Source organism: Alysiella sp. (genome assembly GCF_030525755.1).
GTDB lineage: Bacteria > Pseudomonadota > Gammaproteobacteria > Burkholderiales > Neisseriaceae > Simonsiella.
Genome location: NZ_JAUNEC010000002.1, coordinates 64,164 through 89,536 on the forward strand (window position 1 = coordinate 64,164; position 25,373 = coordinate 89,536).

The 25,373-nt window shown below is 46.0% G+C and carries 25 protein-coding genes; 13 read left to right on the plus strand and 12 right to left on the minus strand.

Annotation, left to right across the window (positions count from 1 at the left end; all coding sequences use genetic code 11):
- Nucleotides 1–3 precede the first annotated feature (3 nt).
- Entirely contained in the window at nt 4–993 is a 990-nt protein-coding gene (locus Q4B82_RS01030) for an NAD(P)H-dependent glycerol-3-phosphate dehydrogenase (RefSeq protein ID WP_303064579.1), read from the minus strand.
- Between the two features lie 283 nt (nt 994–1,276).
- Here Q4B82_RS01030 and Q4B82_RS01035 point away from each other — a divergent pair, with 283 nt between their 5' ends.
- The 5 genes from Q4B82_RS01035 (at nt 1,277) to argG (ending at nt 5,656) form a co-directional block, all read left to right on the plus strand.
- Entirely contained in the window at nt 1,277–2,161 is an 885-nt protein-coding gene (locus Q4B82_RS01035; RefSeq protein ID WP_303064580.1) for a DMT family transporter, read from the plus strand.
- A gap of 24 nt (nt 2,162–2,185) precedes the next feature.
- Nucleotides 2,186–3,295, plus strand: a complete 1,110-nt coding sequence (lpxK, locus tag Q4B82_RS01040; RefSeq protein ID WP_303064581.1) for a tetraacyldisaccharide 4'-kinase — start codon at nt 2,186–2,188, stop codon at nt 3,293–3,295.
- 61 nt (nt 3,296–3,356) lie between these two features.
- Nucleotides 3,357–3,920, plus strand: coding sequence for a DUF2059 domain-containing protein (locus Q4B82_RS01045; protein ID WP_303064582.1), 564 nt, complete (start codon nt 3,357–3,359; stop codon nt 3,918–3,920).
- 3 nt (nt 3,921–3,923) lie between these two features.
- Complete coding sequence (locus Q4B82_RS01050; RefSeq protein WP_303064583.1) at nt 3,924–4,106, plus strand: Trm112 family protein; 183 nt, start codon at nt 3,924–3,926, stop codon at nt 4,104–4,106.
- 212 nt (nt 4,107–4,318) lie between these two features.
- On the plus strand, nt 4,319–5,656 hold the full coding sequence (gene argG, locus Q4B82_RS01055; RefSeq protein WP_303064584.1) for an argininosuccinate synthase: 1,338 nt from the start codon (nt 4,319–4,321) through the stop codon (nt 5,654–5,656).
- 266 nt (nt 5,657–5,922) lie between these two features.
- Here the strand turns inward: argG and alr are convergent, their stop codons facing one another.
- On the minus strand, nt 5,923–7,008 hold the full coding sequence (alr, locus tag Q4B82_RS01060) for an alanine racemase (RefSeq protein WP_303064585.1): 1,086 nt from the start codon (nt 7,006–7,008) through the stop codon (nt 5,923–5,925).
- Nucleotides 7,009–7,230: 222 nt separating this feature from the next.
- Here alr and rpsP point away from each other — a divergent pair, with 222 nt between their 5' ends.
- From rpsP to rplS, 4 genes are read left to right on the plus strand one after another with little or no spacing between them, the layout of a single operon-like run.
- Nucleotides 7,231–7,479, plus strand: a complete 249-nt coding sequence (rpsP, locus tag Q4B82_RS01065; RefSeq protein WP_303064586.1) for a 30S ribosomal protein S16 — start codon at nt 7,231–7,233, stop codon at nt 7,477–7,479.
- Nucleotides 7,480–7,485: 6 nt separating this feature from the next.
- Nucleotides 7,486–7,992, plus strand: coding sequence for a ribosome maturation factor RimM (gene rimM / locus Q4B82_RS01070; RefSeq protein ID WP_303064587.1), 507 nt, complete (start codon nt 7,486–7,488; stop codon nt 7,990–7,992).
- A complete protein-coding gene (trmD, locus tag Q4B82_RS01075) occupies nt 7,992–8,744 on the plus strand; it encodes a tRNA (guanosine(37)-N1)-methyltransferase TrmD (protein ID WP_303064588.1) in 753 nt (250 codons plus the stop codon). Before rimM ends, trmD begins: the two co-directional genes overlap by 1 nt.
- Nucleotides 8,745–8,767: 23 nt before the next feature.
- Entirely contained in the window at nt 8,768–9,136 is a 369-nt protein-coding gene (gene rplS, locus Q4B82_RS01080; RefSeq protein ID WP_303064589.1) for a 50S ribosomal protein L19, read from the plus strand.
- Between the two features lie 280 nt (nt 9,137–9,416).
- Here rplS and Q4B82_RS01085 read toward each other — a convergent pair whose 3' ends face one another.
- Nucleotides 9,417–10,130: a hypothetical protein gene (locus Q4B82_RS01085; RefSeq protein ID WP_303064590.1), complete on the minus strand. Its 714-nt coding sequence runs from the start codon at nt 10,128–10,130 to the stop codon at nt 9,417–9,419.
- A gap of 135 nt (nt 10,131–10,265) precedes the next feature.
- Between Q4B82_RS01085 and Q4B82_RS01090 the strand changes: the two genes are divergently transcribed.
- Nucleotides 10,266–10,775 carry a pilin gene (locus tag Q4B82_RS01090; protein ID WP_303064591.1) on the plus strand — a complete coding sequence of 170 codons (510 nt, stop codon included), beginning with the start codon at nt 10,266–10,268 and terminating at the stop codon, nt 10,773–10,775.
- Between the two features lie 135 nt (nt 10,776–10,910).
- Here the strand turns inward: Q4B82_RS01090 and Q4B82_RS01095 are convergent, their stop codons facing one another.
- Both Q4B82_RS01095 and Q4B82_RS01100 read right to left on the minus strand, forming a co-directional pair.
- On the minus strand, nt 10,911–12,338 hold the full coding sequence (locus Q4B82_RS01095) for a sulfatase-like hydrolase/transferase (RefSeq protein ID WP_303064592.1): 1,428 nt from the start codon (nt 12,336–12,338) through the stop codon (nt 10,911–10,913).
- A gap of 86 nt (nt 12,339–12,424) precedes the next feature.
- Complete coding sequence (locus Q4B82_RS01100; protein ID WP_303064593.1) at nt 12,425–12,928, minus strand: pilin; 504 nt, start codon at nt 12,926–12,928, stop codon at nt 12,425–12,427.
- 392 nt (nt 12,929–13,320) lie between these two features.
- On the opposite strand from Q4B82_RS01100, the gene Q4B82_RS01105 reads away from it, so the two are divergent.
- Nucleotides 13,321–14,580 carry a D-amino acid dehydrogenase gene (locus tag Q4B82_RS01105; RefSeq protein WP_303064594.1) on the plus strand — a complete coding sequence of 420 codons (1,260 nt, stop codon included), beginning with the start codon at nt 13,321–13,323 and terminating at the stop codon, nt 14,578–14,580.
- 398 nt (nt 14,581–14,978) lie between these two features.
- Here the strand turns inward: Q4B82_RS01105 and hemL are convergent, their stop codons facing one another.
- The gene (gene hemL / locus Q4B82_RS01110; RefSeq protein ID WP_303064595.1) at nt 14,979–16,262 is read right to left on the minus strand and encodes a glutamate-1-semialdehyde 2,1-aminomutase; all 1,284 of its coding nucleotides are present in this window, start codon (nt 16,260–16,262) and stop codon (nt 14,979–14,981) included.
- Nucleotides 16,263–16,332: 70 nt separating this feature from the next.
- Nucleotides 16,333–17,691 carry a UDP-N-acetylmuramate:L-alanyl-gamma-D-glutamyl-meso-diaminopimelate ligase gene (gene mpl, locus Q4B82_RS01115; protein WP_303064596.1) on the minus strand — a complete coding sequence of 453 codons (1,359 nt, stop codon included), beginning with the start codon at nt 17,689–17,691 and terminating at the stop codon, nt 16,333–16,335.
- 187 nt (nt 17,692–17,878) lie between these two features.
- Between mpl and Q4B82_RS01120 the strand changes: the two genes are divergently transcribed.
- Both Q4B82_RS01120 and bioB read left to right on the plus strand, forming a co-directional pair.
- A complete protein-coding gene (locus Q4B82_RS01120; protein ID WP_303064598.1) occupies nt 17,879–19,867 on the plus strand; it encodes a DNA topoisomerase IV subunit B in 1,989 nt (662 codons plus the stop codon).
- 268 nt (nt 19,868–20,135) lie between these two features.
- Entirely contained in the window at nt 20,136–21,140 is a 1,005-nt protein-coding gene (bioB, locus tag Q4B82_RS01125) for a biotin synthase BioB (protein ID WP_303064599.1), read from the plus strand.
- 249 nt (nt 21,141–21,389) lie between these two features.
- Here the strand turns inward: bioB and ribA are convergent, their stop codons facing one another.
- From ribA to murB, 5 genes are all read right to left on the minus strand, one after another.
- On the minus strand, nt 21,390–21,989 hold the full coding sequence (gene ribA, locus Q4B82_RS01130; RefSeq protein ID WP_303064600.1) for a GTP cyclohydrolase II: 600 nt from the start codon (nt 21,987–21,989) through the stop codon (nt 21,390–21,392).
- A 69-nt stretch (nt 21,990–22,058) separates the two neighbouring features.
- Entirely contained in the window at nt 22,059–22,688 is a 630-nt protein-coding gene (locus Q4B82_RS01135) for a GAF domain-containing protein (protein WP_303064601.1), read from the minus strand.
- A 34-nt stretch (nt 22,689–22,722) separates the two neighbouring features.
- Nucleotides 22,723–23,073 carry a hypothetical protein gene (locus Q4B82_RS01140; RefSeq protein WP_303064602.1) on the minus strand — a complete coding sequence of 117 codons (351 nt, stop codon included), beginning with the start codon at nt 23,071–23,073 and terminating at the stop codon, nt 22,723–22,725.
- 124 nt (nt 23,074–23,197) lie between these two features.
- A complete protein-coding gene (gene hemB / locus Q4B82_RS01145; protein ID WP_303064603.1) occupies nt 23,198–24,205 on the minus strand; it encodes a porphobilinogen synthase in 1,008 nt (335 codons plus the stop codon).
- Between the two features lie 83 nt (nt 24,206–24,288).
- Complete coding sequence (gene murB, locus Q4B82_RS01150; RefSeq protein WP_303064604.1) at nt 24,289–25,341, minus strand: UDP-N-acetylmuramate dehydrogenase; 1,053 nt, start codon at nt 25,339–25,341, stop codon at nt 24,289–24,291.
- Nucleotides 25,342–25,373 lie beyond the last annotated feature (32 nt).

Consider the following 25,373-nt stretch of genomic DNA (forward strand, 5'->3'; position numbering starts at 1 on the left):
TGTTTACTCGCTTTTGGGTTCGCGTTGCATCAGGCGTTCCATGACATCGCTTGCTGCCAATTCATTGCGAACCAGTTGATAGAGCATATCGGTAATCGGCATATCAATTTGATGTTTGGCAGCGGCGTTGTGGACTTCTTCAATGGTTGGTACACCTTCGGCAACGTGTCCGATTTCGCATAAAACTTGATGCAGCGTTTTGCCTTCTGCCAAGCCCAAGCCCACTTTGCGGTTGCGCGACAATGCACCTGTACAGGTTAAAATCAAATCGCCCATGCCCGCCAAGCCCATCAAGGTTTTGGGCTGTGCGCCCATTGCCACCGCTAAACGCGTGATTTCAGCTAGTCCGCGCGTTACCAAAGCCGCACGTGCGTTCAAACCATAGCCTAAACCATCGGATAAACCTGTTGCAATCGCCATCACATTTTTGACTGCACCACCAACTGCTACGCCAATCACGTCATGGTTGGCATACAAACGCATAACTTGGGTGTTCAGTTTTGGGGTTAAATCGTCAATCCACGCGGCGTTTTCGGAGGCCAAACACACGGCGCAAGGCAGCTGTTTCGCCAATTCTTGCGCGAAGCTGGGACCTGATAATACGCCGATTTTGTCGTTTTCAGGCAGCTCTTGTTTCACGACTTCAAAAGTGAGCAAGCCGCTGTCCAATTCAAACCCCTTGCAAGCGGTAAGAATGGGTAAATATCCTGCGCCCAATTCTTTAATTTTGATGATACTTTCGCGTAAACCGACAACGGGCGTTACCACCAACACCAGTTCGCAATTTTGTAAAGCACAAGCCAAATCGGCAGACACATTCAGGTTTTCAGGCAGCCTAAATCCAGCCAAATAACGCTCATTTAAGCGGCTTGTTTGCATGGTTTGGGCGTGTTCAGCGTTGTGTGTCCACATGTTTACACGATGTCCATGCAAGGCAAAATGTATGCCCAATGCCGTACCCCATGCGCCCGTTCCCAATATGGTAATGTTCATAAACGGCCTTTCACGCCATAATGTCATTTTCAGGCTGCCTGAAAACGGCATTGGCAAAAAATCTAAACAGAAATTGGTCGGATTTTAACACAAGCTTGACATTATGGTAGGTTTATTCAGGCAGTTTGTTTACCAAATAACCCAATTTGGTCAAGTTACCATCTCTGCACAGGAAACCGCAAAACACCATGATTTGCGCGTATAATTTGCCAATTTTGATTGGCTGATGCAGGCTGCTTGAAACCGCAATGCCAACACATCATTTGATGAAGGAACAACATTCATGAATTTACAATCAGAAAAATCCGCTGCCATTGGCTTGGTCATCGGCTGCATTGTCTTTGGCATGGGCAGCGTGATTGTGGCACATGTTCCCGTTGGTGCGTATGCGATTGCCTTTTGGCGTTTGTTTGTGGCAGCCATTATTTTTGTGTGTTTATCGCGTTTTTTTGCGCAAAAATTCCCAAAAAATCGTGCTGCGCAGCGTAATGCCTTAATCGCAGGCGCATTTCTGGGTTTTGACTTGGCTTTGTGGCATGAAAGCATTTATGCCGTAGGACCTGGTATTTCCACTTTATTAAACAGCTTACAGATTTTCTGGCTCTCTGCCATTGGCGTGATTTGGTTTGCAGAAAAACTCTCGAAACTGCAAATCATCAGTTTAATCATGGCGGTGGTGGGTGTGGCTTTGATTGGCAGTCCTGAATTTGGACACAATGGTAATGCTTTATGGGGGTTTGTGTCTGGACTGATTTCGGGCATGATGCTGGCTTTGTCTATGGTTTTTGTCCGCAAAACCCACCAAGTCGCGCAGACACCGATTTTCCCTTTGATGTTTTATATTAGTTTGGGTGGTATGGCGGCTTTGATTGTGCCATCTTTGCTGTTTAATTCAGGCAACCTGTTCCCACAAACTTGGGCTCAACTCGGTTGGATTGTGGTTTATGGTGCGGTCATGCAATGTTTTGCATGGGGTTTGATTGCTTATTCCATTCCACTTCTGTCTTTAAGTTTAACGGGTTTATTGCTGCTTTCTGAACCCGTTGCCGCACTATTGATTGACTTTGCTTTTTTAAATAAACCCATCAGTGGCATACAATGGTTGGGGGCGGTTTTAACCATGTTGGCGATTTATTTGGGTTCACTCAAATCCAACGTTTCACATTGATTCCCCTTTTTCAGGCAGCCCCAAATGCATTTACACACGTTTTTTGAACGACATTGGCAAAACCCCAAACCCTTTTGGCGCGGTTTGTTGCGTCCATTTTCGCGCTTATTTGCCCGCATCGCTACACGCCGCCGTGCGCGTTTTGTTTCAGGCAGCCTGAACACACAAAAACTGCCAGTGCCTGTGATTGTGGTGGGCAACATTCATGTGGGTGGCACGGGTAAAACACCGATTACTGCTGCTTTAGTGCAATCCTTACAAAATAAAGGCATCAAAGTGGGCATCATCAGTCGCGGCTATGGACGCTGCCTAAAAACGCCACATGTTTTGCATTCAGGCAGCACCGCTGCCCAAGCAGGCGATGAACCTTTGATGTTGTTTCGTCAAACCGATGCACCTACCGCCGTTGCCCGCAGCCGCTACGAAGCAGGCATGGCTTTATTGGCGGCACAACCTGATTTGCAAATGATTGTTTCTGATGATGGTTTGCAGCACTATGCTTTGGCGCGTGATGTGGAAATTTGCGTGTTTCCTGCCGCAGATGTGGGACGACATGATTTGGACGTGTTACCCAATGGTAGTTTGCGCGAACCTTTATCCAGGCTGCCTGAATGCGATGCGGTGGTTGTCAGCAATGGCAATGCGGTTTTATGTACACAGCTTGCCGAACTTTCAGGCTGCCTGACAAAAAACCAAACCCAACAAGCAAGCTCTTCTACCTTACCCACTTTTTTCTACAGCAATTTACAAACCGCTTTGCCTTATCGTTACAACAATCCTACCGAAACCTTATGTTCAGGCAGCCTGAAAAATGGTGTAAGCTGTGCTGCCGCTGCTGCGATTGCACGTCCCGAACGTTTTTTCAACAGCCTGCACGAAATGGGTTTTACCTTACACGAAACACGTGTTTTCCCCGACCATGCCCAAATTGATGTGCGCGATTTGCCTTCTGCCGATTATGTGTTTATTACCGAAAAAGATGCCGTCAAATTGCCACGCCCTGCACCTGAAAACGTGTGGGTTTTGCCTGTTTATGCGATAATAAGTCCAGATTTAAGCGATTTTGTCATCAAACAATTGAAATCATCATTGTTTGACAAAGCAACAACACCCGCGTGTACGTCTAGTGCATAAATGGCGTTAGCAGCGATGTACGATTTGTATTTGAAACGACCATTCAATTAGGAGAAAAAATATGAAATACTCTATACTTGCCGCAACCCTGATTGCCCTTAATTTAATCCCAATTGCACGAGCGCAGACACCCAGCGACACCCAATTAAACCACCTGTATCAAGCGATGCAGATAGAAAAACAGCTTGATGAGCTAAAAAACACCATGCCTACCAGCATGGTAGAGATGATGCAACAACACATCAGCACCGAACAACTCCAGAATTTAAATGCAGAACAAAAACAACGCTTACACGCCCTGCAATTGGACATGGGTCAAACGGTTTTCAAAGAAACCTTTGATGCCGCTTTCATGTCCCAAGTTAAAAATATCTGGCAACAACAAGCCCGAAAACACTTTACTACCGCAGAAGTGAAAGCTGCTACTGCTTTTTACCGCACCCCACAAGGTCAAGGATTTCGACAAAAAACCACTGCCATGATGCCCGAATTCATGCAAAACATCATGCCCTTACTCATCAAAGCACAACAAGACACCATGCAGCGCCACAATTCACGCTGGCAAAAAGAATTGCAAATAATCATCTTCCCTAAAAACGAAAAACACCCCGAGAAAGCCGAATAAATAATGGAACAAAAATATCTTGATTTATTGGTCTGCCCGTTGACCAAGCAGCCACTTACTTATCATGCCGACAAGCAAGAATTGTGGAGCAAAGCCGCTAAATTGGCGTTTCCCATTCGCGATGGCATTCCCATTATGTTGGCAAACGAAGCACGTGAATTGAGCGATTTGGAAGCCAAGTCATGAGTTTTCAGGCAGCCTTTGATTATGCATTTTAGGCTGCCTGAAAAACATCTCAAATACAGTCACAGAATTAAATAAAGCAGGGCAAGGCGACAACGTCCGCCGTGTCCTGCTTTATTTAATTCTGTGACCATACAAAAGAAACCTTTACCCTGTGACGCATTTAACCCATAATTCTGCTTTTATTTTGGGTCATTTTTCAAAGGATATTTGACATGAGCAACGCCACCATTTTACAAAATCTCCCCACAGGACAAAAAGTCGGCATCGCCTTTTCAGGCGGATTGGACACATCAGCCGCATTATTGTGGATGAAACTCAAAGGCGCAAACCCCTACGCCTACACCGCCAATTTAGGGCAGCCTGACGAAGACGACTACAACGCCATTCCCGAAAAAGCCAAACAATATGGCGCAGAAGTCGCACGCCTGATTGATTGCCGCGCCCAGCTTGCCCACGAAGGCATTGCCGCCATTCAAAGCGGCGCGTTTCACGTTTCCACAGGCGGTATGCCCTATTTCAACACCACCCCACTCGGTCGCGCTGTAACAGGCACCATGTTGGTTGCCGCCATGAAACAAGACGATGTACACATTTGGGGCGATGGCTCAACCTACAAAGGCAACGACATTGAACGTTTCTACCGCTACGGCTTGCTCACCAACCCCGCATTGAAAATCTACAAACCATGGCTCGACCAACAATTCATTGACGAATTGGGCGGTCGCCAAGAAATGTCCGAATTTTTGATTGCCAACGGTTTTGACTACAAAATGTCAGTAGAAAAAGCCTATTCCACCGATTCCAATATGTTGGGCGCAACCCACGAAGCCAAAGATTTGGAATTTTTGAACACAGGCATCAAAATCGTCAAACCCATTATGGGCGTGGCGTTTTGGGACGAAAATGTCGCCATCAAAGCCGAAACCGTAACCGTGCGTTTTGAAGAAGGCGTGCCCGTGGCATTAAATGGCACAGAATTTGCTAGTCCAGTAGATTTGTTTTTGGAAGCCAACAAAATCGGTGGACGACACGGCTTGGGCATGAGCGACCAAATTGAAAACCGCATCATTGAAGCCAAATCACGCGGCATTTACGAAGCCCCCGCAATGGCATTGTTCCACATCGCCTACGAACGCTTGCTCACAGGCATTCACAACGAAGACACCATTGAACAATACCGCATCAACGGTTTACGCTTGGGCAGATTGCTGTATCAAGGACGCTGGTTTGACAGCCAAGCCCTGATGTTGCGCGAAACCGCCCAACGTTGGGTGGCAAAAGCCATTACGGGCGAAGTAACGCTGGAATTGAGACGCGGCAACGACTACTCAATCCTGAACACCGAAAGCCCCAATTTGAGCTACGCCCCCGAAAAATTGAGCATGGAAAAAGTGGAAAATGCCGCATTCACACCACTTGACCGCATCGGACAACTGACCATGCGCAATTTGGACATTGCCGATACACGTCATAAATTGGGTGTTTATGCACAAACGGGTTTGGTGCAATTGGGCGAAGGCTCGGTGATTCCGAAGTTGGAAAATAAATAATTGAAGACTAAACAAAGGCTGCCTGAAAACGTTTCAGGCAGCCTTTTATTTGGGATAAAACAATTTAACCATTTTATTTAAATCAACCGATATTGTTAGGGTAGGGGGTCTCATATCTACCAAGTTCTCAAATTAGATACCGCGTAGCAACTGTATTCTACCTGACAGGGTTAAAAATACGGGAACTTGCAAGTTTTTGGGCGTACCAACCTTGCACAACGACCATACCCCAAAAACATCATGAATTAAACCAATGTAAACGCCATTTAATCATCAACATAAACTCGATTAGCACGTTTAATATTGCACAAAATTTCATAAGCAATCGTGTCTGCTGCGGTTGCCACTTCGTTCACACTCACCACATCACCAAATAACTCCACTTCGCTGTCTGCACCATGATGACTGTCATGCAAATCCACCGTCAGCATATCCATAGAAACGCGCCCAATCAAACGTGTACGCTCTCCATTTACTGCAATTGGTGTATCATTGGGTGCATGGCGTGGATAGCCATCAGCATAACCACATGCCACCAAGCCCACTCGCGTAGAACGCTTGGTATAAAACTTTGCGCCATAACCAATCGGTTCATGTGGCTGCAATACACGTTCAGCAAAAATTCTGCTTGTTAAGCGCATAACGGGTTTCAATGCCACTTGTTCACCATTTTTCAGGCAGCCTGAAAGCACAGCAACAGGATTGATGCCATAAAGCGAGATGCCTGCACGCCCCCACTCACGCCGCGCTTCGGGATAGGCAATTAAAGCAGCAGAATTTGCCAAACTGCTCTCGCCTGCTAAATCCTGACATGCAATATCAAAAGCCTCAATTTGCATTTCAGTCATACCCCGTTCCGCTTCATCGGCGCAAGCAAAATGTGTCATTTTAACAATTTCAGCAACTTGCGGACTTTGTTTCAAAGCAGTGTAAGCCGCCGCATAATTGTGTGGAAAAAAGCCAGCACGGTGCATACCGCTGTCCATTTTCAGCCAAACGGTTACGGGATTGTGCCAGTTGTACGCCAACAAGGCTTCCAGTTGTCCTTGATTGTGCACCACCGTCCAAAGATTGAATTTGTCTACCAAATCGTATTCGGCTGCCTGAAACACACCCTCCAACAACAAAATCGGGCGCGTGATACCATTTTCACGCAACTCAATTGCCTCCTCCAAACACGCAACCGCAAAACCGTCCGCCAAATCATGCAGAGCTTGCGCGCACCGTACCGAACCGTGTCCATAAGCATTGGCTTTAACCACAGCCAAAAGTTTGCCACCGTGCAACTTTTTCAGCGTTTGATAATTATGGCGCAAATGATGTAAACGAATTTCACAAATTAAAGGACGCATCTCAACTTTACCTTTCAGGCAACCTGACAATGTCAGAAAAAGCGCATTATATGCCGATGTGCGTAGCAGAAAAACTGTCCATATGGCTTTTTTTAAGCTGCCTGAAACAAAAAACAAATAAACACTTGCCCAAACAGGTAAAAACGCACTAAAATACGCGATTTTCCATATTCACACATTACGCATTCACGCATGCGCCCTTTAATTTTAAGGAATGAAAACATGGTAGTTATCCGTTTAGCCCGTGGCGGCTCTAAAAAACGCCCTTTTTACAATATCGTTGCAGCCGACAGCCGCAATCGTCGTGATGGTCGTTTCATTGAACGCATCGGCTTTTACAATCCTGTTGCCAACGAAAAACAAGAACGCGTTCGCATCTCTGCTGATCGTCTGAACCATTGGGTTGGTCAAGGCGCGCAATTAAGCGATGCTGTTGCTAAATTGGTTAAAGAGCAAAAAGTCGCTGCTTAATCCACTATGGATACGCAAAACTGGATTGCAATGGGACACATCAAGGGCGCATTTGGTATCAAAGGCTGGGTTAAAATCCAAACCTCTACTGAATACGCCGATGGTCTTTTGGATTATCCACAATGGCGTTTGGTTAAAGGCAGCCACATTCAGCAGGTGGAAGTAGAAAATGCCCATATTGCTGGCGATGAACTCCAAATCAAATTCAGCCACATTAACGACCGCGATGCTGCCACCCTATTACGCGGTTATGTCATAGAAGTGCCGCGTGAAAGTTTCGCTCAAACCGAAACCGATGAATATTACTGGGCAGACCTAATCGGTATGCAAGTTCGCAATCGCGATGATATTCTACTAGGTAAAGTGGTCAAACTGCTGGAAACAGGTGCGCACGATGTTTTGGTAGTCAAAAGCGGCGATAACGAAAGACTGATACCTTTTGTGTCGCACTACATAGATGCTGTTGATACCGAAAATCGCATCATTACTGCCGATTGGGGCTTGGATTATTGATGTTAATACAAGCGATAAGCCTGTTTCCTGAAATGTTTCACAGCATTACTGAACACGGTGTAACAGGGCGCGCCAAAAAGCAAAAACTGTGGCAATTTAACGCCATTAATCCACGCCAATTTGCCGACAACAAACTTGGTTATATTGACGACCGCCCATTTGGCGGCGGGCCAGGCATGATTATGATGGCAGAGCCATTGGCAAAAGCCATTGATGTCGCCAAACAAAAATGCCTTTCAGACAGCCTAAAAGTGGTTTATTTAAGTCCACAAGGCAAACCTTTAAACCATGCCAAAGTCTTGGAACTGGCGCAACTGGATAATCTAATTTTGCTTTGTGGTCGTTACGAAGGTGTGGACGAACGCATCTTGCAAACCGCAGTTGATGAGGAAATTGCCATTGGTGATTTTGTCGTATCAGGTGGCGAATTGCCCGCCATGATGCTCATGGACGCAGTATTACGCTTCATACCAGGTGTATTGGGCGACATACAATCCGCGCAACAAGACTCATTTGCTGACGGCTTATTGGATTGCCCACATTACACTCGCCCCGCAGAATTTCAAGGCATGGCTGTACCCGATGTACTTAAATCAGGGAATCACGCCTTAATCGCGCAATGGCGATTGGAACAATCGCTGCGGCGCACACTCGAGCGGCGACCCGATTTACTGGAAAACCGCACTTTACTCCCACAGGAAAGCCAACTTTTAGCGAAAATCCATAAGGAACACGCTAAAAGCAAGGGTTAATCCATATTATATTAAGGAAAAACATGAACTTAATCGCACAATTAGAGCAAGAAGAAATTGCTCGTTTAAACAAAGAAATCCCAGAATTTGGACCTGGCGACACCGTAGTGGTGTATGCACGCGTAGTAGAAGGCAACCGCACTCGTTTGCAAGCCTATGAAGGTGTAGTGATTTCACGCAAAAATCGTGGTTTAAACAGCAACTTCATCGTACGCAAAATTTCCAATGGTGAAGGCGTAGAGCGTACATTCCCCTTGTACTCTCCACGCGTAGAAAAAATTGAAGTAAAGCGTCGTGGCGATGTACGCCGTGCTAAACTGTACTACTTGCGTGGTTTAACAGGTAAAGCAGCACGCATCAAAGAAAAATTGCCAGCACGCAAACAAGGTTAATTTTTACCAACCCACAAATCAAAGGCTGCCTGAAAACACAATTTCTGTTTTCAGGCAGCCTTTTCAGCATACGACAATTTCTGAAGCCGTTGTAGACCAGTACATTTTTGTATAGTTGCAGCACTACGGCGTTGTCAACACCCTTATATACATTTCATATCGCGTAGGTATCGGATATAAGTATTCGAACTACGAAGAACTTGGCAGGTCTGGGAATACAAGGCTCTCGTGTTGCCCTGTATTGCATTTTCATTTCTGCGACCATATTTGCAAAACCATATCAATGTAAATCACGCTGTCCAAAAATACGGACAACATTCAGCTGTGCATCCATTGCCACAAACGCCCCTTGATATTTACCCATAATGGCAAACACATATACCTTATTTTCTCCGTATTGTTTGTCCAATTCTGCTAAAATATGTTTATCGTCATCATAAGTCATATAGTGGCGTACATTTTGATTAGCAAGCTGCAAATCAGCTAAAGTTAAAGGTGAAAACACAGCTTGTTGCTCTTTGGTACGTTGGTAAAAAACCACAGGAACATGACCCACTTGACTAAATTGCGATAAATCAGCAGGCAAAACCATCTTGTCCGTTGCATATTCCCTTTGCGTGATGGTCATCGCCGTACCATATTGATACAAGGTTAGCATACGCGGATGTTCCTGATACATGGTATACAAACCATAAAACAAAGCAGCTGCCTGAACCAAGCCAATCAAGGTAAAATCCATGATTTTCTCACGCAAAGGTTTGGCATGATGAAAAACCAAAAACGTAATCAACGGTCCTAAAACCAAATCCACCCCAGCAACCAAACGCAAGCCATACCACACACCATTTAAATCAAAATGAAAATCGGGATACAAAAACCAACGTATCCACACCAAAGCCAACACAAACACCAACACCGAAAACACAAAATGCCATGCTGCTGCTTTCAACTTATTTTTTACAGCCATTTTATCCAATGGATAAGATTTTTTCATCTTAAAACCCATAAAACCATTTAAAAACAGAATTATAAATTAAGTTTATTGATTTTGAAATCCCCAATGGCATCAAACTTGCTTAATCCAATTTACAAGGTATCCCATTCAATTGCACGAAAGACAACAAACACAATGACCATACAAAGTAAACAACACGGTTTTGCTCTAATTGAATTGATGATTACCATTGCCATCATTGGCATTTTGGCGGCGATTGCCTTACCTGTATATCAAGACTACATTGCCAAAGCACAAATTACCCGTGTGTATTACGAATTAAGCAGTACACGCAGCATCATTGATTTTACAGTAGGTAATGGACATACGCCCACACTCAATCCCGCTCAAGATGAGCAACACGATGGTCAAGGTGGTAGATACAAATACATTGGCATTGATGGAAACAATCCCAATTCCAATCTCATGAAAATTGCCGAAATTGAAATTTACAGACATAACAAAAAACATTTGGCGATTACTGCAACATTGGGTTCAGAAGCCTACGCAGGTTTACAAGGATTACAACTTACCTTAACGCGCACTCCTGAATGGCATTGCACCATCAACCCAAGTGCCACAACTGTTACCTCTTGGAAAGACAAATTTACACCAGCAGATTGTACGATACAAACATCTCCATAAATCAAAAAGATGATGTATTGATGACAAAGATACTGTTACAACTTTCCCCTAACTTGGGGTGTGCATATACAAGGAAGGCTGCCTGAAATAGTTTCAGGCAGCCTGATTTCATCTTAATCTTATAAAAAATCCTAATTATTCTTTCACTTTAAAATGCAGCCATGCCACATCATTAAAATGCAGATTTTTATACAAAGGCACATCACCCATAATCGGCGGCATGTGGTCGCCCACCACAATCACTTCCACCCCTTTCATTTCAGGTCGCTTAATGAGTTCACCCAAGTCATCAAACAACTGCGACTGCAAGCGCATATTATTACAAATATCGCCTTTGGTAACATTTAAAGCATCACAATCAAAACGTTCGGAACGCATATCACCAACATCATAAGGCAAGTGAGCAGTTAAGGTCAGCCAATACACAAAAGTCTTTTGTTTTCCAGCTTGCTTAAATTCATCGCCAATAATGTTCAACATCTCTTCATCACACACACCATTAAAAGCATAGCATTTTTTCAAATTCAACAAATGCTCGCCAAACACCGTTTTTTGAAAACCCACATGTGGATACCAAGCATTGCGGTCATACAACAAGCTGCTTGCTCCATGCAAACCCACAGTTTGATAGCCCGCTTTCTTAAAAACATTTGGCAAACATGATTCAAAAGTTTCGGCAGGCAATTTACTGAATGCATAGCCATTTTCAGTATTGAAATTGCATAATTCACGAATTTCTCCCTGCACCGTTGCACCATAAAAATCAAAGAACCCTTCTTCAATAAATGCCAAATTTTCTTGTTGATTATAAATATTCTGCAAAATTGCTCGATGAACAGTTGGCTCACGCGACATACCCCATGATTCAGCCACCACCAATAAAACCTTATCTGCAAAAGGCTGCCTGAAACGTTGCGAAGCATTCTCCTTATGATTAGGCATAATCACAGGCTCCATTTGCGTTAATCGGTAAAAATCATCACCTATTTCTGAGCGATACAACTGCACCTGGCTGTGAGCGAAATAATGATTGCCACGCGCAAAGCGCAAGCCATATGTTTCATGATATTTGTCATACTGCAAATACCAGCTGGGTAAACCAATCACACACAGTATCAAAATCACCCATTTCAATGAAGTTTTACGCATTGTCCAATTTTGTAAAAAAGGAAACAACAGCGCGTAGATAATGGCAACAGCCGAAAGCAGCAACAAACGCAGCGGTGCGGTATGAATAAACGGCGCAAGATAACGGATGGCTGCAATATCCAAAAATGGAAAAATCTGCATGGCAAACATGATTAAGTCCACCGCAATGGCAAAAACCAATGCCACGCCGCCCAAAATTTTGCCCAATCGCCATGGCAAAGGCAATGCCATCAACAAAACTGGTAGAAAATAATCAAAATTAATCAACGGACGCGCTAAATTGCCCAAGCCAGCTACAATCCAAAAAAACAAATTGGGCAGCAACACACACACCAAAGCCCATAACAAAGGGCTGCGATAAGTGGAAAATGGCGGCAATTGATGGTCTTTGGTTAAAAAATTGCGAATAGACATGACATTTATTCCATTAAAAAATCCAAAATAGCAGAAAAACCGCCTGCCTTATCAGCAAGCGGTTTCTATTACCGAATTACGGCTTATTAAGTTGATTTTTTGCAACCAGTAGGAATGAATTTGTCTTTCCAACCAGTACCTTTACCATCAACCACGCAAGTCCATACGCCAGTAGCATCACGTTTTTGAGAAATTACAGTACCTTTAATGTCGCCATTCACATTGCGACCCAAAGTTGCAGCAACAGTTACTTCGCTGGGTTTAGCTGCATCCCAAGTTAAATCTAATTGACCCATCAAGTTAGAACGGGTTTGTGCAGAAGTTGCAGTGGTAGTTTCAGCACCAGTTGACAAACCGATAGGTGAAACAGAAGTACCAGGATTGGTCGTACCCAGAACAGGTTGTTTACCTTCAAACAAAGCTGCGTCAACTGCAGTTTTGGCAGCAGCCAACTCACCTACTACGCGAGTGGTTTGTGATTTAGAAATGTAATCTTGGTACAAAGGCAATGCGATAGCAGCCAAAATACCGATAATAGCGATTACAATCATCAACTCAATCAGTGTGAAACCTTTTTGCAATGTTTTCATTTTAATATCTCCAAAAGATAATTACCAGCATCTTGATTTAAAAAGGAAGTTGCCGAAAGATGCTGTGTTTTTTGTGTTCGGCAAATTCTGCTGTCTTACCTGATTGGTAGCAGGGGCAATGCCAAGTTAATTTTTATTTTTATTTTATTGTTTTAATTGATTATTTTGTTTTCTGACATTTTTTGTCAGTGTATTTTTTATGCCGATTGTGGCATTTCAGGCAGCATGAGATGACGTTTTTTGTCAGAACGGCGTGTATCATGCACTTTAATGCAATGGTGTTTTAGATGTTGTTTGGCGTGTGCTGGTCAGGCAGCCCAAAATACCGAAAAGCGTTTATAATTCGCCTGCTTTTCAGGCAGCAAAACAACAATTCAGAGGAGAGTAGGATTATGCAGGTTATCGTTTTGGGCGCAGGCGTGGTTGGCGTTGCTACGGCTTATTATCTGAACCAGGCTGGGCATCAGGTTACCGTGATTGACCGTGCTGCTGGTGTGGCAGATGAAACCAGTTACGCCAATGCAGGGCAGCTTTCTTTTGGTTATACCACGCCTTGGGCTGCGCCAAATATCCCTATGAAAGCTTTGAAGTGGTTGGGTAAAAAACATTCGCCTTTGATTATTCGCCCTGATGGTAGCTTGTTTCAAATGCGTTGGTTGGCGCAAATGACTGCAAATTGCAACAGTGTGGCTTACTCGCGCAATCAATCGCGCATGATGCGGATTTCGGAATACAGTCGCGCTTTGTTGCACCAATTTGAAGCAGAAGAAAAACTGGATTTTGAACAGCGACATCAAGGTACTTTGCACTTGTTCCGTGATGCAACTTTGTTCAGGCAGCATTGTCAAAGTATGGGTGTATTAGACAGTTTTAATGTGCCATATCAGCAACTTGATGCTGATGGTGTGTTGCAATTTGAGCCAGCTCTTGCTCATATTCGCCACCAAATCGCAGGTGCATTTCATTTGCCCAACGACAGCACAGGTGATTGTCGCTTGTTCACGCAAAAATTGGCGCAGTTGTTGCAAACACGCGGTGTGCAATTTGTGTTCAATAGCGAAATCAGTCGCTTTGAGGTTTCAGGCAGCCTGATTACAGGGGTTCATGCAGGTGGGCAAATGTTTACCGCTGATGCTTTTGTGTGTGCATTGGGCAGTTTCAGTCGTACGGTGTTACAACAAATTGGTTTGGATTTGCCTGTTTATCCTGTAAAAGGTTATTCGCTGACGATTCCAATTGCCGATGAAAATCGCGCTCCACAATCTACGGTGTTGGACGAAACCTATAAAGTGGCACTTACGCGCTTTAATAATCGCATTCGCGTGGGCGGTATGGCGGAATTGTCGGGCTATCAAATCAGGCTGCCTGAAACCCATAAGGAAACATTGAGTATGGTGGTCAATGAATTGTTTCCTCATGGTGGATACACCGAACAAGCCGAGTATTGGAGCGGTTTGCGTCCGATGACACCTGATAGCACGCCAATCATTGGTAAAACCCGTTTTGATAATCTGTTTACCAATACAGGACATGGTACGCTGGGTTGGACGATGTCGCTGGGTTCGGGAAAATTAACGGCGGATTGTGTGGGTGGAAAAACCACCGACATTCAAGCCGATGATTTGGGTATGGCGCGTTATGCTTGTGCTTGATTGACAGCCAGATGATGCAAACAGGCTGCCTGAAAGGTTTTCAGGCAGCCTGTTTGATGTCGGATACGGTCGTGAAAAAGTGCAAAAGCAGTATTAGGCGACAACGAGAGCCGTGTATCAATATGTGGTTAATTCATTGACAAATAGGATAAGTTACACCCTATATGGTGTCTCATTTTGTATTTGATTTACTATATTTTGAGCATGACCTAATGAGGGGTATCGGGTGGGGGCAGGCACCCACCATTTCACATCATTCATTTTCAATGCGTAGGGTGTGTATCACATGCCACAATTTCAAACAATTTCCTAATATTTTGGTGTGTGGTACGCACCCTGCAAAATGTGTTTTTAAAACTTGTCGTGTACTGTTAGGCTGCCTGAAAGGTTTGGATTGTTTACTTCATTTGTGCAAACACATGTTTTGCAATCTCAATCGTTTCCTCAATCAATTCAGGCGTGTGTGCAGCAGACACAAAACCCGCTTCATAAGCCGAAGGTCCAAATGCCACATTTTTGTTCAACATCGCATGGAAAAATTGTTTGAAACCATCAACATTGCTCGCCATCATATCGGCATAAGTTTGGGGGAATTGTTGGGCGAAATACAAACCAAACATACCGCCCACGCTATCGGCACAAAAATCCACGCCAGATGCTTGTGCTGCCGATGTTAAACCTTGCGCCAGTTGTTGGGTTCGGGCAGACAGGTTTTCATAAAAATCAGGGCGTTGAATAATCTCCAAAGTTTTCAAACCAGCCGCCACCGCCACAGGGTTGCCCGACAAAGTGCCTGCCTGATACACCCCACCCAAAGGCGAAATGCAATCCATAATCTCTTTTTTGCCGCCAAATGCCGCCAAAGGCATACCGCCACCAATCACTTTGCCCATGGTGGTCAAATCGGGCGTGATGCCGTGCAAGGATTGTGCGCCACCCAATGCCACGCGAAAACCCGTCATCACTTCATCGTAAATCAGCACCGCACCGTTTTGTTCGGTAACTTGGCGCAGGGTTTGGACAAACTCGGGTGTGGCGCGAACCAAATTCATGTTGCCCGCAATCGGCTCCAAAATCACGCCTGCAATTTGCTCGCCCAATTCGTCAAACGCCTGTTTTAAGGCTGACACATCGTTGTAGGGCAACACAATGGTGTGTTGGGTCAAATCGCTTGGCACGCCAGCCGAACTGGGGTTGCCGAATGTGAGCAAACCCGAACCTGCTTTCACGAGCAAACTGTCGGAATGCCCATGATAGCAGCCTTCAAATTTGACGATTTTGTCGCGCCCCGTGTAGCCACGCGCCAAACGAATTGCCGTCATGGTCGCCTCCGTGCCAGAGCTGACCAAACGCAAACGTTGTACGCTTGGCACGATTTTAGCGATTTCTTCGGCAATGGCAATTTCGCCCTCGGTGGGTGCGCCAAACGACAAACCGCCCAGCGCGGCAGCCTGAACTGCCTCCACCACTTCGGGGTGGGCGTGTCCGACAATTGCCGTTCCCCAAGAGCCAACATAATCAATGTATTGTGTGCCGTTTGCGTCCCAAACGTGTGCGCCTTGCGCTTTGCTGATGAAACGCGGAATGCCGCCCACGCTGCCAAAAGCGCGAACAGGCGAGTTTACGCCAGCAGGAATGATTTGTTTGGCGCGTTCAAATAAGGTTTCGTTTTGATTGGACATTTTGGTCTTTCATGTTGATTTGAATAAGGAGAGATTTTAGTGTGATTGGTGTTTTCAGGCAGCCTGAAATTTATCTGCCCAATTTCGCCAACAGTTTATCGTGAATGCCACCAAATCCGCCATTGGACATAATCAAAATATGGTCGCCATTTTGCGCGAATTGTGCCAAATCGTTCACAAAATCGTCAAAATTTTGTCCGATGTGCAATTTGTCGCCCAAAGGATTGAGGGCTGTCTGAACGTCCCAATCCACACCGCCAGCATAGCAGAACACCGCGTCCGCGCCACGCAAACTTTCAGGCAGCGCGGCTTTCATCGTGCCGAGTTTCATGGTGTTGGAACGCGGCTCCAACACGGCAACAATTCGCGCTTTGCCCACTTTTTGGCGCAAACCGTCCAGTGTGGTGGCGATAGCAGTGGGGTGATGGGCGAAATCATCGTAAACGGTTATGTTGTTGACCACGCCTTTGATTTCCATGCGTCTTTTTACGTTTTTGAATTGGCTCAACGCTTCGCAGGCTGCCTGAACGTTCACGCCAACGTGTTTTGCAGCCGCAATCACGGCAAGGGCGTTTTGGCGATTGTGTTCGCCCAACAAATCCCACGCGATGTGTCCGACCGTTTCGCCGTGAAATTGCACGTCAAAGCTGCCGTCTTGTTGCAAGTTGCTGATTTGCCAGTCGCTTTGTTCGCCAAAAAATTGGGTGGGTGTCCAGCAGCCGCGTTCCAAGACGTTTTTCAGGCTGCTTTCGCGTCCGTTTGCCACGATTAAGCCTTCGCTTGGCACGGTGCGGACGAGATGATGAAATTGGGTTTGAATGGCGTTTAAATCGGGAAAAATGTCGGCATGGTCGTATTCCAAATTGTTCAAAATCGCGGTGCGGGGGCGGTAGTGAACGAATTTGCTGCGTTTGTCAAAGAATGCGGTGTCGTATTCATCGGCTTCAATCACGAAAAACGATGAGCCATTTTGTGGCAAACGCGCTGAAACATCAAAGTTTTGCGGCACACCGCCAATCAAAAAGCCTGCGCCATATCCTGCGTATTCCAACACCCACGCGAGCATGGAGGCAGTGGTGGTTTTGCCGTGCGTGCCTGCCACGCCCAGCACCCACATTTTGTGCAACACGTTTTCCGCCAGCCATTGCGGGCCCGATGTGTAGGGCAAGCCTTTGTTTAAAATGGCTTCAATCACGTCCATGCCGCGTTTGGCAACGTTGCCGACCACATACACATCGGCTGGGAAGGTGTCCAACTGTGCCGCGTCAAAGCCTTCGTGGATTTCAATGCCCAAGTTTTCCAGTTGCGTACTCATGGGTGGATACATTTTGGCATCGCAACCTGTTACTTTGAAACCTGCTTGTTGGGCGATGGCTGCCAGTCCGCCCATGAATGTGCCGCCTATGCCGATGATGTGAATGTGTGCCATGCTTTGGATTTCCAACAATATTTAAAATGCGCGAATTATAAAGGATTTTCAGGCAGCCACGTTGACGGAAATTATGGTCGCCTTGTATTGCTTTTTTGCTTTCACGACTATACCGTTATTGGGCTGCCTGAAAAGCACAAATCCTTTACAATATACCCCTAAAATTGTTTCAGAAACCACATTCACAATGGCAAAAAATCCATCTTATTCCGAAGAAAGCATTAAAGTTCTCAAAGGTTTAGAGCCTGTCAAAGAACGCCCTGGTATGTACACCCGCACCGATTCGCCCACCCACATCATTCAAGAAGTGATAGACAATGCCGCAGACGAAGCATTGGGCGGACACGCCACACAAATTGACGTACAAATCCACCCCGACCATTCCATTACCGTGCGCGACAACGGGCGCGGCATTCCCACAGGTTTGCACCCCATTGAGCAAATTCCCGTTATTGAACTGGTATTTACCCAGCTCCACGCAGGCGGCAAATTCAACAAAAAAGACGGCAATGGCGCATACGCCTTTTCAGGCGGTTTGCACGGTGTGGGCGTGTCCGTAACCAACGCCCTGTCCACGCGCTTGGAAGTCAGCGTCAAACGCGAAGGCAAAATCTCACGCATCGTGTTCGCGCATGGCGAAGTGCTTGAACCGCTACACGAAATCGGCAAATGCAGCCCCAAAGACACAGGCACCGAAATCCGCGTTTACCCCGACCCCAAATACTTTGAACAAGCCAACTACAATTTGACCGAATTAGAACGCCTGCTCCGCGCCAAAGCCGTGTTATTACAAGGCGTGAGCGTGTCGCTAACGCGCCACATCAAAGGGCAGCCTGAAAATACCGCCCACACCCAAACATGGCATTATCCGCAAGGTTTACGCAGCTATCTTGCCGATTTATTGGTAAACGCACAAGAAATCGCCCCCATTTTCGCCAGCGAAAACCACATTTCAGGCAGCCACGAAGATTTCCGCGAAGGCGAAGGCGCGGCATTTGCCCTCACATGGCTGGAAGAAGGCAGTTGCGCCAACGAAAGCTACGTCAATCTCATTCCCACGCCATTGGGCGGCACGCACGAAGCAGGTTTAAAACAAGCCACGTTCAATGCCGTAAACAATTTCATCAATCACCACAACCTGTTACCGCGTGGCGTCAAATTGCAAAGCGATGACGTGTTCAGCCGCGTGGCGTTTGTGCTGTCCGCGCGCGTGCTTGACCCCCAATTCCAAGGGCAAACCAAAGACAAACTCACCAACCGAGACGCGCTCAAACTGGTTGCCACCGTGTGTGCCGACCCATTGGAATTGTGGCTCAATCAAAACGTGGAAATGGGCAAAAAAATCGCCGAGCTAGCCATCAAACAAGCCCAAGCGCGTATGCGTTCTGTGAAAAAAGTGGAAAAGAAAAAAGGCTCTGGCGTGGCGGTTTTACCAGGCAAATTGACCGATTGCGAAAGCGAAGACGTACGCGAAAACGAATTGTTTTTGGTAGAAGGCGATTCGGCTGGCGGTTCAGCCAAATTGGCGCGAGATAAGCGTTTTCAGGCAGTTTTGCCCTTGCGCGGTAAAGTGTTGAACAGCTTTGAAATTCACAAAGACCAACTGTTTGGCAATGCCGAAATCCACGACATTTCAGTCGCCATTGGCGTGGACCCACACGGTGCCGATGACGATGTGGATTTGAGCGGTTTGCGTTACGGCAAAATCGCCATTTTGTCCGATGCAGACGTGGACGGCGCACACATTCAAGTGTTGCTTTTGACGCTTTTTTACCGTCATTTTCCTAAATTGGTGGCAAATGGCAACATTTATGTGGCACAACCACCGCTTTTCCGCGTGGACGTGAACGCGCAAGGCAAAAACAAACCCGCTCGCAAATTGTACGCACTGGACGAAAACGAATTGAAAGCCATCTTGGAAAGATTGAGCAGCGAAAAAATCCGCGAAAATGGTTTTTCCATCAGCCGATTCAAAGGCTTGGGCGAGATGAATCCCGACCAACTGAAAGACACCACTTTGCACCCCGACACACGCAGGCTGCTGCAAGTGCAAATCCCCACACAAGACACGGCACACACCGAAACCGTGTTCCTGAAACTGATGGGCAAGGGCGAAGCGGCAAGCCGCCGCGCGTGGATGGAAGCCGAAGGGGATAAGGCGGAAGGGGATATTTGAATTTTTGATTTCATGGTAATTTCTGGTTTTCAGGCAGCCTTTTATGGGCAGTTGCAATTTTTGTGTATCATAATTTGTTTATTGCTGGAATACGCAATAGACAAACAGATGGGTTAAAATATTGCTTTACTAAAGGCTGCCTGAAAGCCAATTCAATTAAAGTGAAAATCATTTTTCTGGTTTTCTTTTTTCGCAACATTCCACATTATGCGGAATGCCCCTGCTGTCAGCAACAATGTGTTGCTGCAAAAAACATAAGGAATTTGACATGACTACTGCTGCACTACGTCCTATCGCATTGCGCCGCAAAATCACACCTGCGCCACATCCCACCGCCCAATATTGGCGTAAATGCCAAGTTGAAGAGCTGTTTGATTTGCCTTTTCTTGACCTGATTTTTCAGGCAGCCCAAGTACACAGGGAAAATTTTGACTCTCAACGCATTCAGCTTTCTACTTTACTGTCTGTAAAAACAGGCGGTTGTTCGGAGGATTGCGAATATTGTCCACAATCGGCGCATTACCAAACAGGCGTACAAAAGTCTGCATTATTGGAAGTGGAAGAAGTGGTCAAAATGGCGAAAATTGCCAAAGAACGCGGTGCATCGCGTTTTTGTATGGGTGCTGCTTGGCGTGGTCCTAAGCCGAATGACATCAAAGTGGTGGCAGAAATGATACGCGCTGTGAAAGCTGAAGGTTTGGAAACTTGTGGCACATTCGGCTTGTTGGAAGAGGGCATGGCAGAAGATTTGCAACAAGCAGGTTTGGATTATTACAACCACAATTTGGACACCGACCCCGACCGCTATAACGACATCATTCACACACGCCGTCATGAAGACCGCATGGATACGTTGGGCAAAGTGCGCAGAGCAGGCATGAAAATTTGTTGTGGTGGCATTGTGGGCATGAATGAAACACGCCCTGAACGTGCGGGTTTAATTACCAGTCTTGCTAATCTTGACCCACAACCTGAAAGTGTGCCAATTAATCAGTTGGTGAAAATTGAAGGCACGCCATTGGAAAATGCTGAAGATTTGGATTGGACGGAGTTTGTCCGAACGATTGCGGTGGCACGGATTACCATGCCACAAAGTTATGTGCGTTTGAGTGCAGGGCGAAAAGGCATGAGTGAAGCGGTGCAAGCGATGTGTTTTTTGGCTGGTGCAAACTCAATTTTTTACGGTGATACGCTTTTGACTTCGCCTAATCCTGCCGAAGATGGCGACCGTTTGTTGATGGCAAAATTGGATTTGCTGCCTGAGAATGCGTGATTTTGGCGTGGAACAGGCTGTCTGAAAACACAAAATGGCTTTCAGGCAGCCTGTAATTTTTACTAAACCCCAGATTTGAGTATCGTAGGGTGGGTGCTTGCACCCACCATTTATGCAAATCATTTATAGTGAATTCAATTTAAACCAGTACAGCGGTTGAGAGCTTCCTTATGTACTAGGGTGTACATGGCGGTTGTTGTTGTCTCAATTGCATTTATTGGAAACGACAGTTAATCCATACTGACTGCTTTATTCTGACATCATGTGATGCAATTTTTCTGCTTTTGTATCCAAATAAGCCTGATTTTCAGGATTATTGCCCACATGTAAGGGCAAACGCGCTGCCACATTGATGCCGCAATCACGCAAAGTTTGGATTTTTTCAGGATTATTGGTTAAAAGTTTGACACTTTTTACCCCCAAATGTTCATAAATGTATTTGGCAATGCTGAAATCTCGAGCATCAATCGGTAAATCCAGTGCCAAATTGGCCTCAACCGTGTCCATACCTTGGTCTTGTAAAGCGTAGGCACGGATTTTGTTAATCAGACCGATGCCGCGCCCTTCTTGGCGTAAATACACAATTACGCCACGACCTTCATTTTGCACGGCTTTCATTGCGGCTTGTAACTGTGGCCCACAATCGCATTTTTGTGAAAACAAGGCATCGCCCGTTAAACATTCGGAATGAATACGCGACAAAACGGGTTCGCTGCCTGAAACATCGCCCATTAATAAAGCGATGTGTTCTTGACCTGTGCGTGTGTCTTCAAAACCGTGCATGCGAAATACGCCGTATTCAGTAGGCAAACGGCAAGAAGTTAAGTGTGTAATGGGATTGTTGTTCATGTTTTCTTGTTCATCAGCATATTCAAAACCTGTATTTAGCGGTTAGTTAGAAGACACAGGTTCTCTAATTTAATGTTCATCTGGATTGGGACGCGGCAACCATTGTTGCACCGCTTCGGTTAAGGCTAAAGCCAAACCAACCCAAACGGCTTGTTGTGCTAAACTGAATGGGGTATGGTGTTCCACATGCAATACACCATACAATCGACCATCGCCATGACACAAAGGTAGCGACATTTGTGCCACTGTATGCACATTTTCTGCACCAAATAAATCGCCATTTTTCAGCCATTTAGCGGTGTCATCAACCACATTTGCCCAACCCGTTTGCGCGCTGCGTGCTGCCAAATGGTGTTGTGCGTTTTCGTCATCAATGGACAAAGTATGCGCCAAAGGTAAGCCTTGCTGCGCCACACACACCAGCACATTGTTTTCAGGCAGCAAAACATAAACAGCTGCACTTTGCATTTTTTCACGACTGTATACCGAATCCAACGCCATAAAAATGCGTTTGCTTTGTGTTTCGGCTTCGGGCTGTGCCAACAAAGTTTCAGGCAGCCATTCGGGAAACAAAATGGCGCGCTCAATGTGTGCCTGACCTTGCTGCATGACGGTTTGTGCCGCAGCATATGCCACCGCTGTTTCATCGGCATTCAAACGTAAGGCTTGGGTATTTAAATAATCGGGTATCACATTCATCTTGTGTTTAATTTGGTTTCAGGCAGCCTGGAAATCAACGCAATAAGTAACGGCGGGCTTTTTCGCGCAATTCAATCAATTTTGCTCTGTCATGGCATGCGCTGTCATCGTGGGTTCGGCTGACTACCTGATTGGTTTCATGGTCGACTTCCACTTCAAACAGTAGGCAACCACGCAAAATGTCTACGTCCCAATTGTTCCAGTCGCGGTCTGTGGATACCACCTGTCCGCCACCTGTAGCGGTTTTGGCAATGCGTACCGCACGTTGCTCTTCGGGATTGCGCGGCTGGCGTTTGGGTGCTTCATCATCTTGTGCGTACGCATTGAGGCTGCCTGAAAACAAGCAAGCCAATAAAGCAATGGATACCAATGGATTGGTTTTCATGTTCTGTCCTTTGTCATACAAGGTTGAAAGCCCATGTTGAGTATTATTATACTCTATTGAAATATTTCTTTAAATTGGTTTTAGCAATGTTTACGTATTTTGTGGTTCCAGGCTGTCTGAAAGCTTATTTTTGCACACGCAACTGCTCGGCTGCCTGAATCGCAAAATACGTCAAAATGCCGTCTGCGCCAGCGCGTTTGAATGCCAGCAGACTCTCCAAAATCACCTTATTTTCGTCCAGCCAGCCGTTTTGGATTGCCGCCATCAACATCGCATATTCGCCCGACACCTGATAGGCAAAAGTGGGAACGCCAAATTCATCTTTCACGCGGCGCACCACGTCCAAATAGGGCATACCGGGTTTGACCATCACCATGTCTGCGCCTTCGGCAATGTCCAGCGCGACTTCGTGCAGGGCTTCGTTGCTGTTGGCGGGGTCTTGCTGGTATTGGTCTTTGGTGGATTTGCCCAAATTCCCTGCGCTGCCCACCGCATCGCGGAAAGGTCCATAAAATGCAGATGCGTATTTTGCCGAATACGCCATAATGCGCGTGTGAATATGCCCATTTGTTTCAAGGGCTTGGCGGATTGCGCCAATTCGCCCGTCCATCATATCCGATGGCGCGACCACTTGTGCGCCTGCTTCGGCATGGCTAATTGCTTGTTTTACCAAAACTTCTATCGTTTCATCGTTCAACACATAGCCTGTTTCGTCTGTTAAACCGTCCTGCCCGCTCAAAGTGTAGGGGTCGAGCGCGACATCGGTCATAATCCCCAATTCGGGAAATTCTTTGCGTAAGGCGCGGACAGCAGTTTGCACCAAACCTTCGGGATTGTAGGCTTCACGTGCGTCTGCGGTTTTGTTTTGCGTTACCACGGGGAACAATGCCAACATCGGCACGCCCAATTCGCAAGCGCGTTCCGCCGTTTTCAATAATAAATCAATGCTCTGACGTTTGATTTTGGGCATGGACGCGATTTCTTGTTCCTGATTTTTGCCTTCCAACACAAACACGGGGTAAATCAAATCGTTGGCGGTCAAAACGGTTTCGCGCATCAGTCGGCGTGAAAAATCATCGCGGCGCATGCGGCGCATTCGGGTTACAGGCGCGTGGCGTGGGGGAAAATTCATGATTTTACTTTCAAAATGCTCATTAGGTTTTCATTTCAGCGACAATAGGCTGCCTGAAAAGTGGACTTTAGAACTTGTTTGCATCAAGTTTTGACGATGAACGATGGGTTTTCAGGCAGCCATACAGGTTCAGGTGATAAGTGTATGCCAAAACGTTGTTGAACCGCATGGCAAATGTGTGATGACAATGCCAATACATCATCTGCCGTTGCACCACCACAGTTGATGAGTACCAAAGCTTGCTTATCGTGTACGGCGGCATTGCCGATGCGGTATCCTTTCAGGCAGCATTGTTCAATCAGCCAAGCAGCTGCCAGTTTTATGTTGCCATTGTCTTGGGGATAATGTGGTGCATTGGGGTATTGTGCCAATAATGCGGCTGCAGTTTGGGCGGAAACAATCGGGTTTTTGTAAAAACTGCCCACATTGCCTTGGACTGCAGGGTCGGGCAATTTTTCACGGCGGATTTGGCACACGGCAGCCGAAACATCTTGTGCGGTGGGTTTGCGATTGCCACACATTTGGGTAATTACAGCTTCTAAATCACCATAACGTAAATTGGGCGTGAACACTTCGTCCAGCAGGAAACGCACGGCCGTGATGACGTAACGCCCTTTGCCAGTTTGTTTAAATAGGCTATCGCGGTAGGCGAATTGACAATCGGCATTGGAAAATACCACAAATTCTTGTGTTTCCAAATCAAAACAGCGTACAGATTCAATGCGTTCTTTTACTTCCACACCATACGCACCAATATTTTGTACGGGCGATGCACCCACTGTGCCAGGAATCAAACTTAAATTTTCCAAGCCATACGCGCCAATTGCCAAAGTGTACAACACCCATTCGTGCCACACTTCGCCTGCCTGTACTTCCAACAGAACTTTGCCATTGGCACGGCTGATTTCGCGTATACCTTTGTTGTTTAAACGAATGACCAAGTGGGGATAATCGCGTAACAAAACCACATTGCTGCCACCGCCCAACCACAAAACTTTATGTTGCTGAAATTCAGGCAGCTTGATGATGTCAAACAACTGTGTTTCATCGGTCAATTCGCCATAAAAAGCAGCTTTGGCGGGCAAGCCGAAAGTGGTATGGGCTTGGAGGGAAACGTTTTTGTGTAAAGTAAGCATGGTTAAAACATCTGTATGAACGTGTGTTCAAG

Bases quoted from the DNA above. Each gene is read 5' to 3' on its own strand.
- murB (WP_303064604.1), bottom strand. From the start codon at position 25,341: ATGCTTACTTTACACAAAAACGTTTCCCTCCAAGCCCATACCACTTTC.
- rpsP (WP_303064586.1), top strand. From the start codon at position 7,231: ATGGTAGTTATCCGTTTAGCCCGTGGCGGCTCTAAAAAACGCCCTTTT.
- Q4B82_RS01090 (WP_303064591.1), top strand. From the start codon at position 10,266: ATGACCATACAAAGTAAACAACACGGTTTTGCTCTAATTGAATTGATG.
- mpl (WP_303064596.1), bottom strand. From the start codon at position 17,691: ATGGCACACATTCACATCATCGGCATAGGCGGCACATTCATGGGCGGA.
- Q4B82_RS01095 (WP_303064592.1), bottom strand. From the start codon at position 12,338: ATGTCTATTCGCAATTTTTTAACCAAAGACCATCAATTGCCGCCATTT.
- Q4B82_RS01035 (WP_303064580.1), top strand. From the start codon at position 1,277: ATGAATTTACAATCAGAAAAATCCGCTGCCATTGGCTTGGTCATCGGC.
- trmD (WP_303064588.1), top strand. From the start codon at position 7,992: ATGTTAATACAAGCGATAAGCCTGTTTCCTGAAATGTTTCACAGCATT.
- rimM (WP_303064587.1), top strand. From the start codon at position 7,486: ATGGATACGCAAAACTGGATTGCAATGGGACACATCAAGGGCGCATTT.
- argG (WP_303064584.1), top strand. From the start codon at position 4,319: ATGAGCAACGCCACCATTTTACAAAATCTCCCCACAGGACAAAAAGTC.
- Q4B82_RS01135 (WP_303064601.1), bottom strand. From the start codon at position 22,688: ATGAATGTGATACCCGATTATTTAAATACCCAAGCCTTACGTTTGAAT.
- Q4B82_RS01100 (WP_303064593.1), bottom strand. From the start codon at position 12,928: ATGAAAACATTGCAAAAAGGTTTCACACTGATTGAGTTGATGATTGTA.
- Q4B82_RS01085 (WP_303064590.1), bottom strand. From the start codon at position 10,130: ATGAAAAAATCTTATCCATTGGATAAAATGGCTGTAAAAAATAAGTTG.
- rplS (WP_303064589.1), top strand. From the start codon at position 8,768: ATGAACTTAATCGCACAATTAGAGCAAGAAGAAATTGCTCGTTTAAAC.
- hemL (WP_303064595.1), bottom strand. From the start codon at position 16,262: ATGTCCAATCAAAACGAAACCTTATTTGAACGCGCCAAACAAATCATT.
- Q4B82_RS01120 (WP_303064598.1), top strand. From the start codon at position 17,879: ATGGCAAAAAATCCATCTTATTCCGAAGAAAGCATTAAAGTTCTCAAA.
- hemB (WP_303064603.1), bottom strand. From the start codon at position 24,205: ATGAATTTTCCCCCACGCCACGCGCCTGTAACCCGAATGCGCCGCATG.
- Q4B82_RS01030 (WP_303064579.1), bottom strand. From the start codon at position 993: ATGAACATTACCATATTGGGAACGGGCGCATGGGGTACGGCATTGGGC.
- Q4B82_RS01045 (WP_303064582.1), top strand. From the start codon at position 3,357: ATGAAATACTCTATACTTGCCGCAACCCTGATTGCCCTTAATTTAATC.
- Q4B82_RS01105 (WP_303064594.1), top strand. From the start codon at position 13,321: ATGCAGGTTATCGTTTTGGGCGCAGGCGTGGTTGGCGTTGCTACGGCT.
- Q4B82_RS01050 (WP_303064583.1), top strand. From the start codon at position 3,924: ATGGAACAAAAATATCTTGATTTATTGGTCTGCCCGTTGACCAAGCAG.
- Q4B82_RS01140 (WP_303064602.1), bottom strand. From the start codon at position 23,073: ATGAAAACCAATCCATTGGTATCCATTGCTTTATTGGCTTGCTTGTTT.
- lpxK (WP_303064581.1), top strand. From the start codon at position 2,186: ATGCATTTACACACGTTTTTTGAACGACATTGGCAAAACCCCAAACCC.
- ribA (WP_303064600.1), bottom strand. From the start codon at position 21,989: ATGAACAACAATCCCATTACACACTTAACTTCTTGCCGTTTGCCTACT.
- bioB (WP_303064599.1), top strand. From the start codon at position 20,136: ATGACTACTGCTGCACTACGTCCTATCGCATTGCGCCGCAAAATCACA.
- alr (WP_303064585.1), bottom strand. From the start codon at position 7,008: ATGCGTCCTTTAATTTGTGAAATTCGTTTACATCATTTGCGCCATAAT.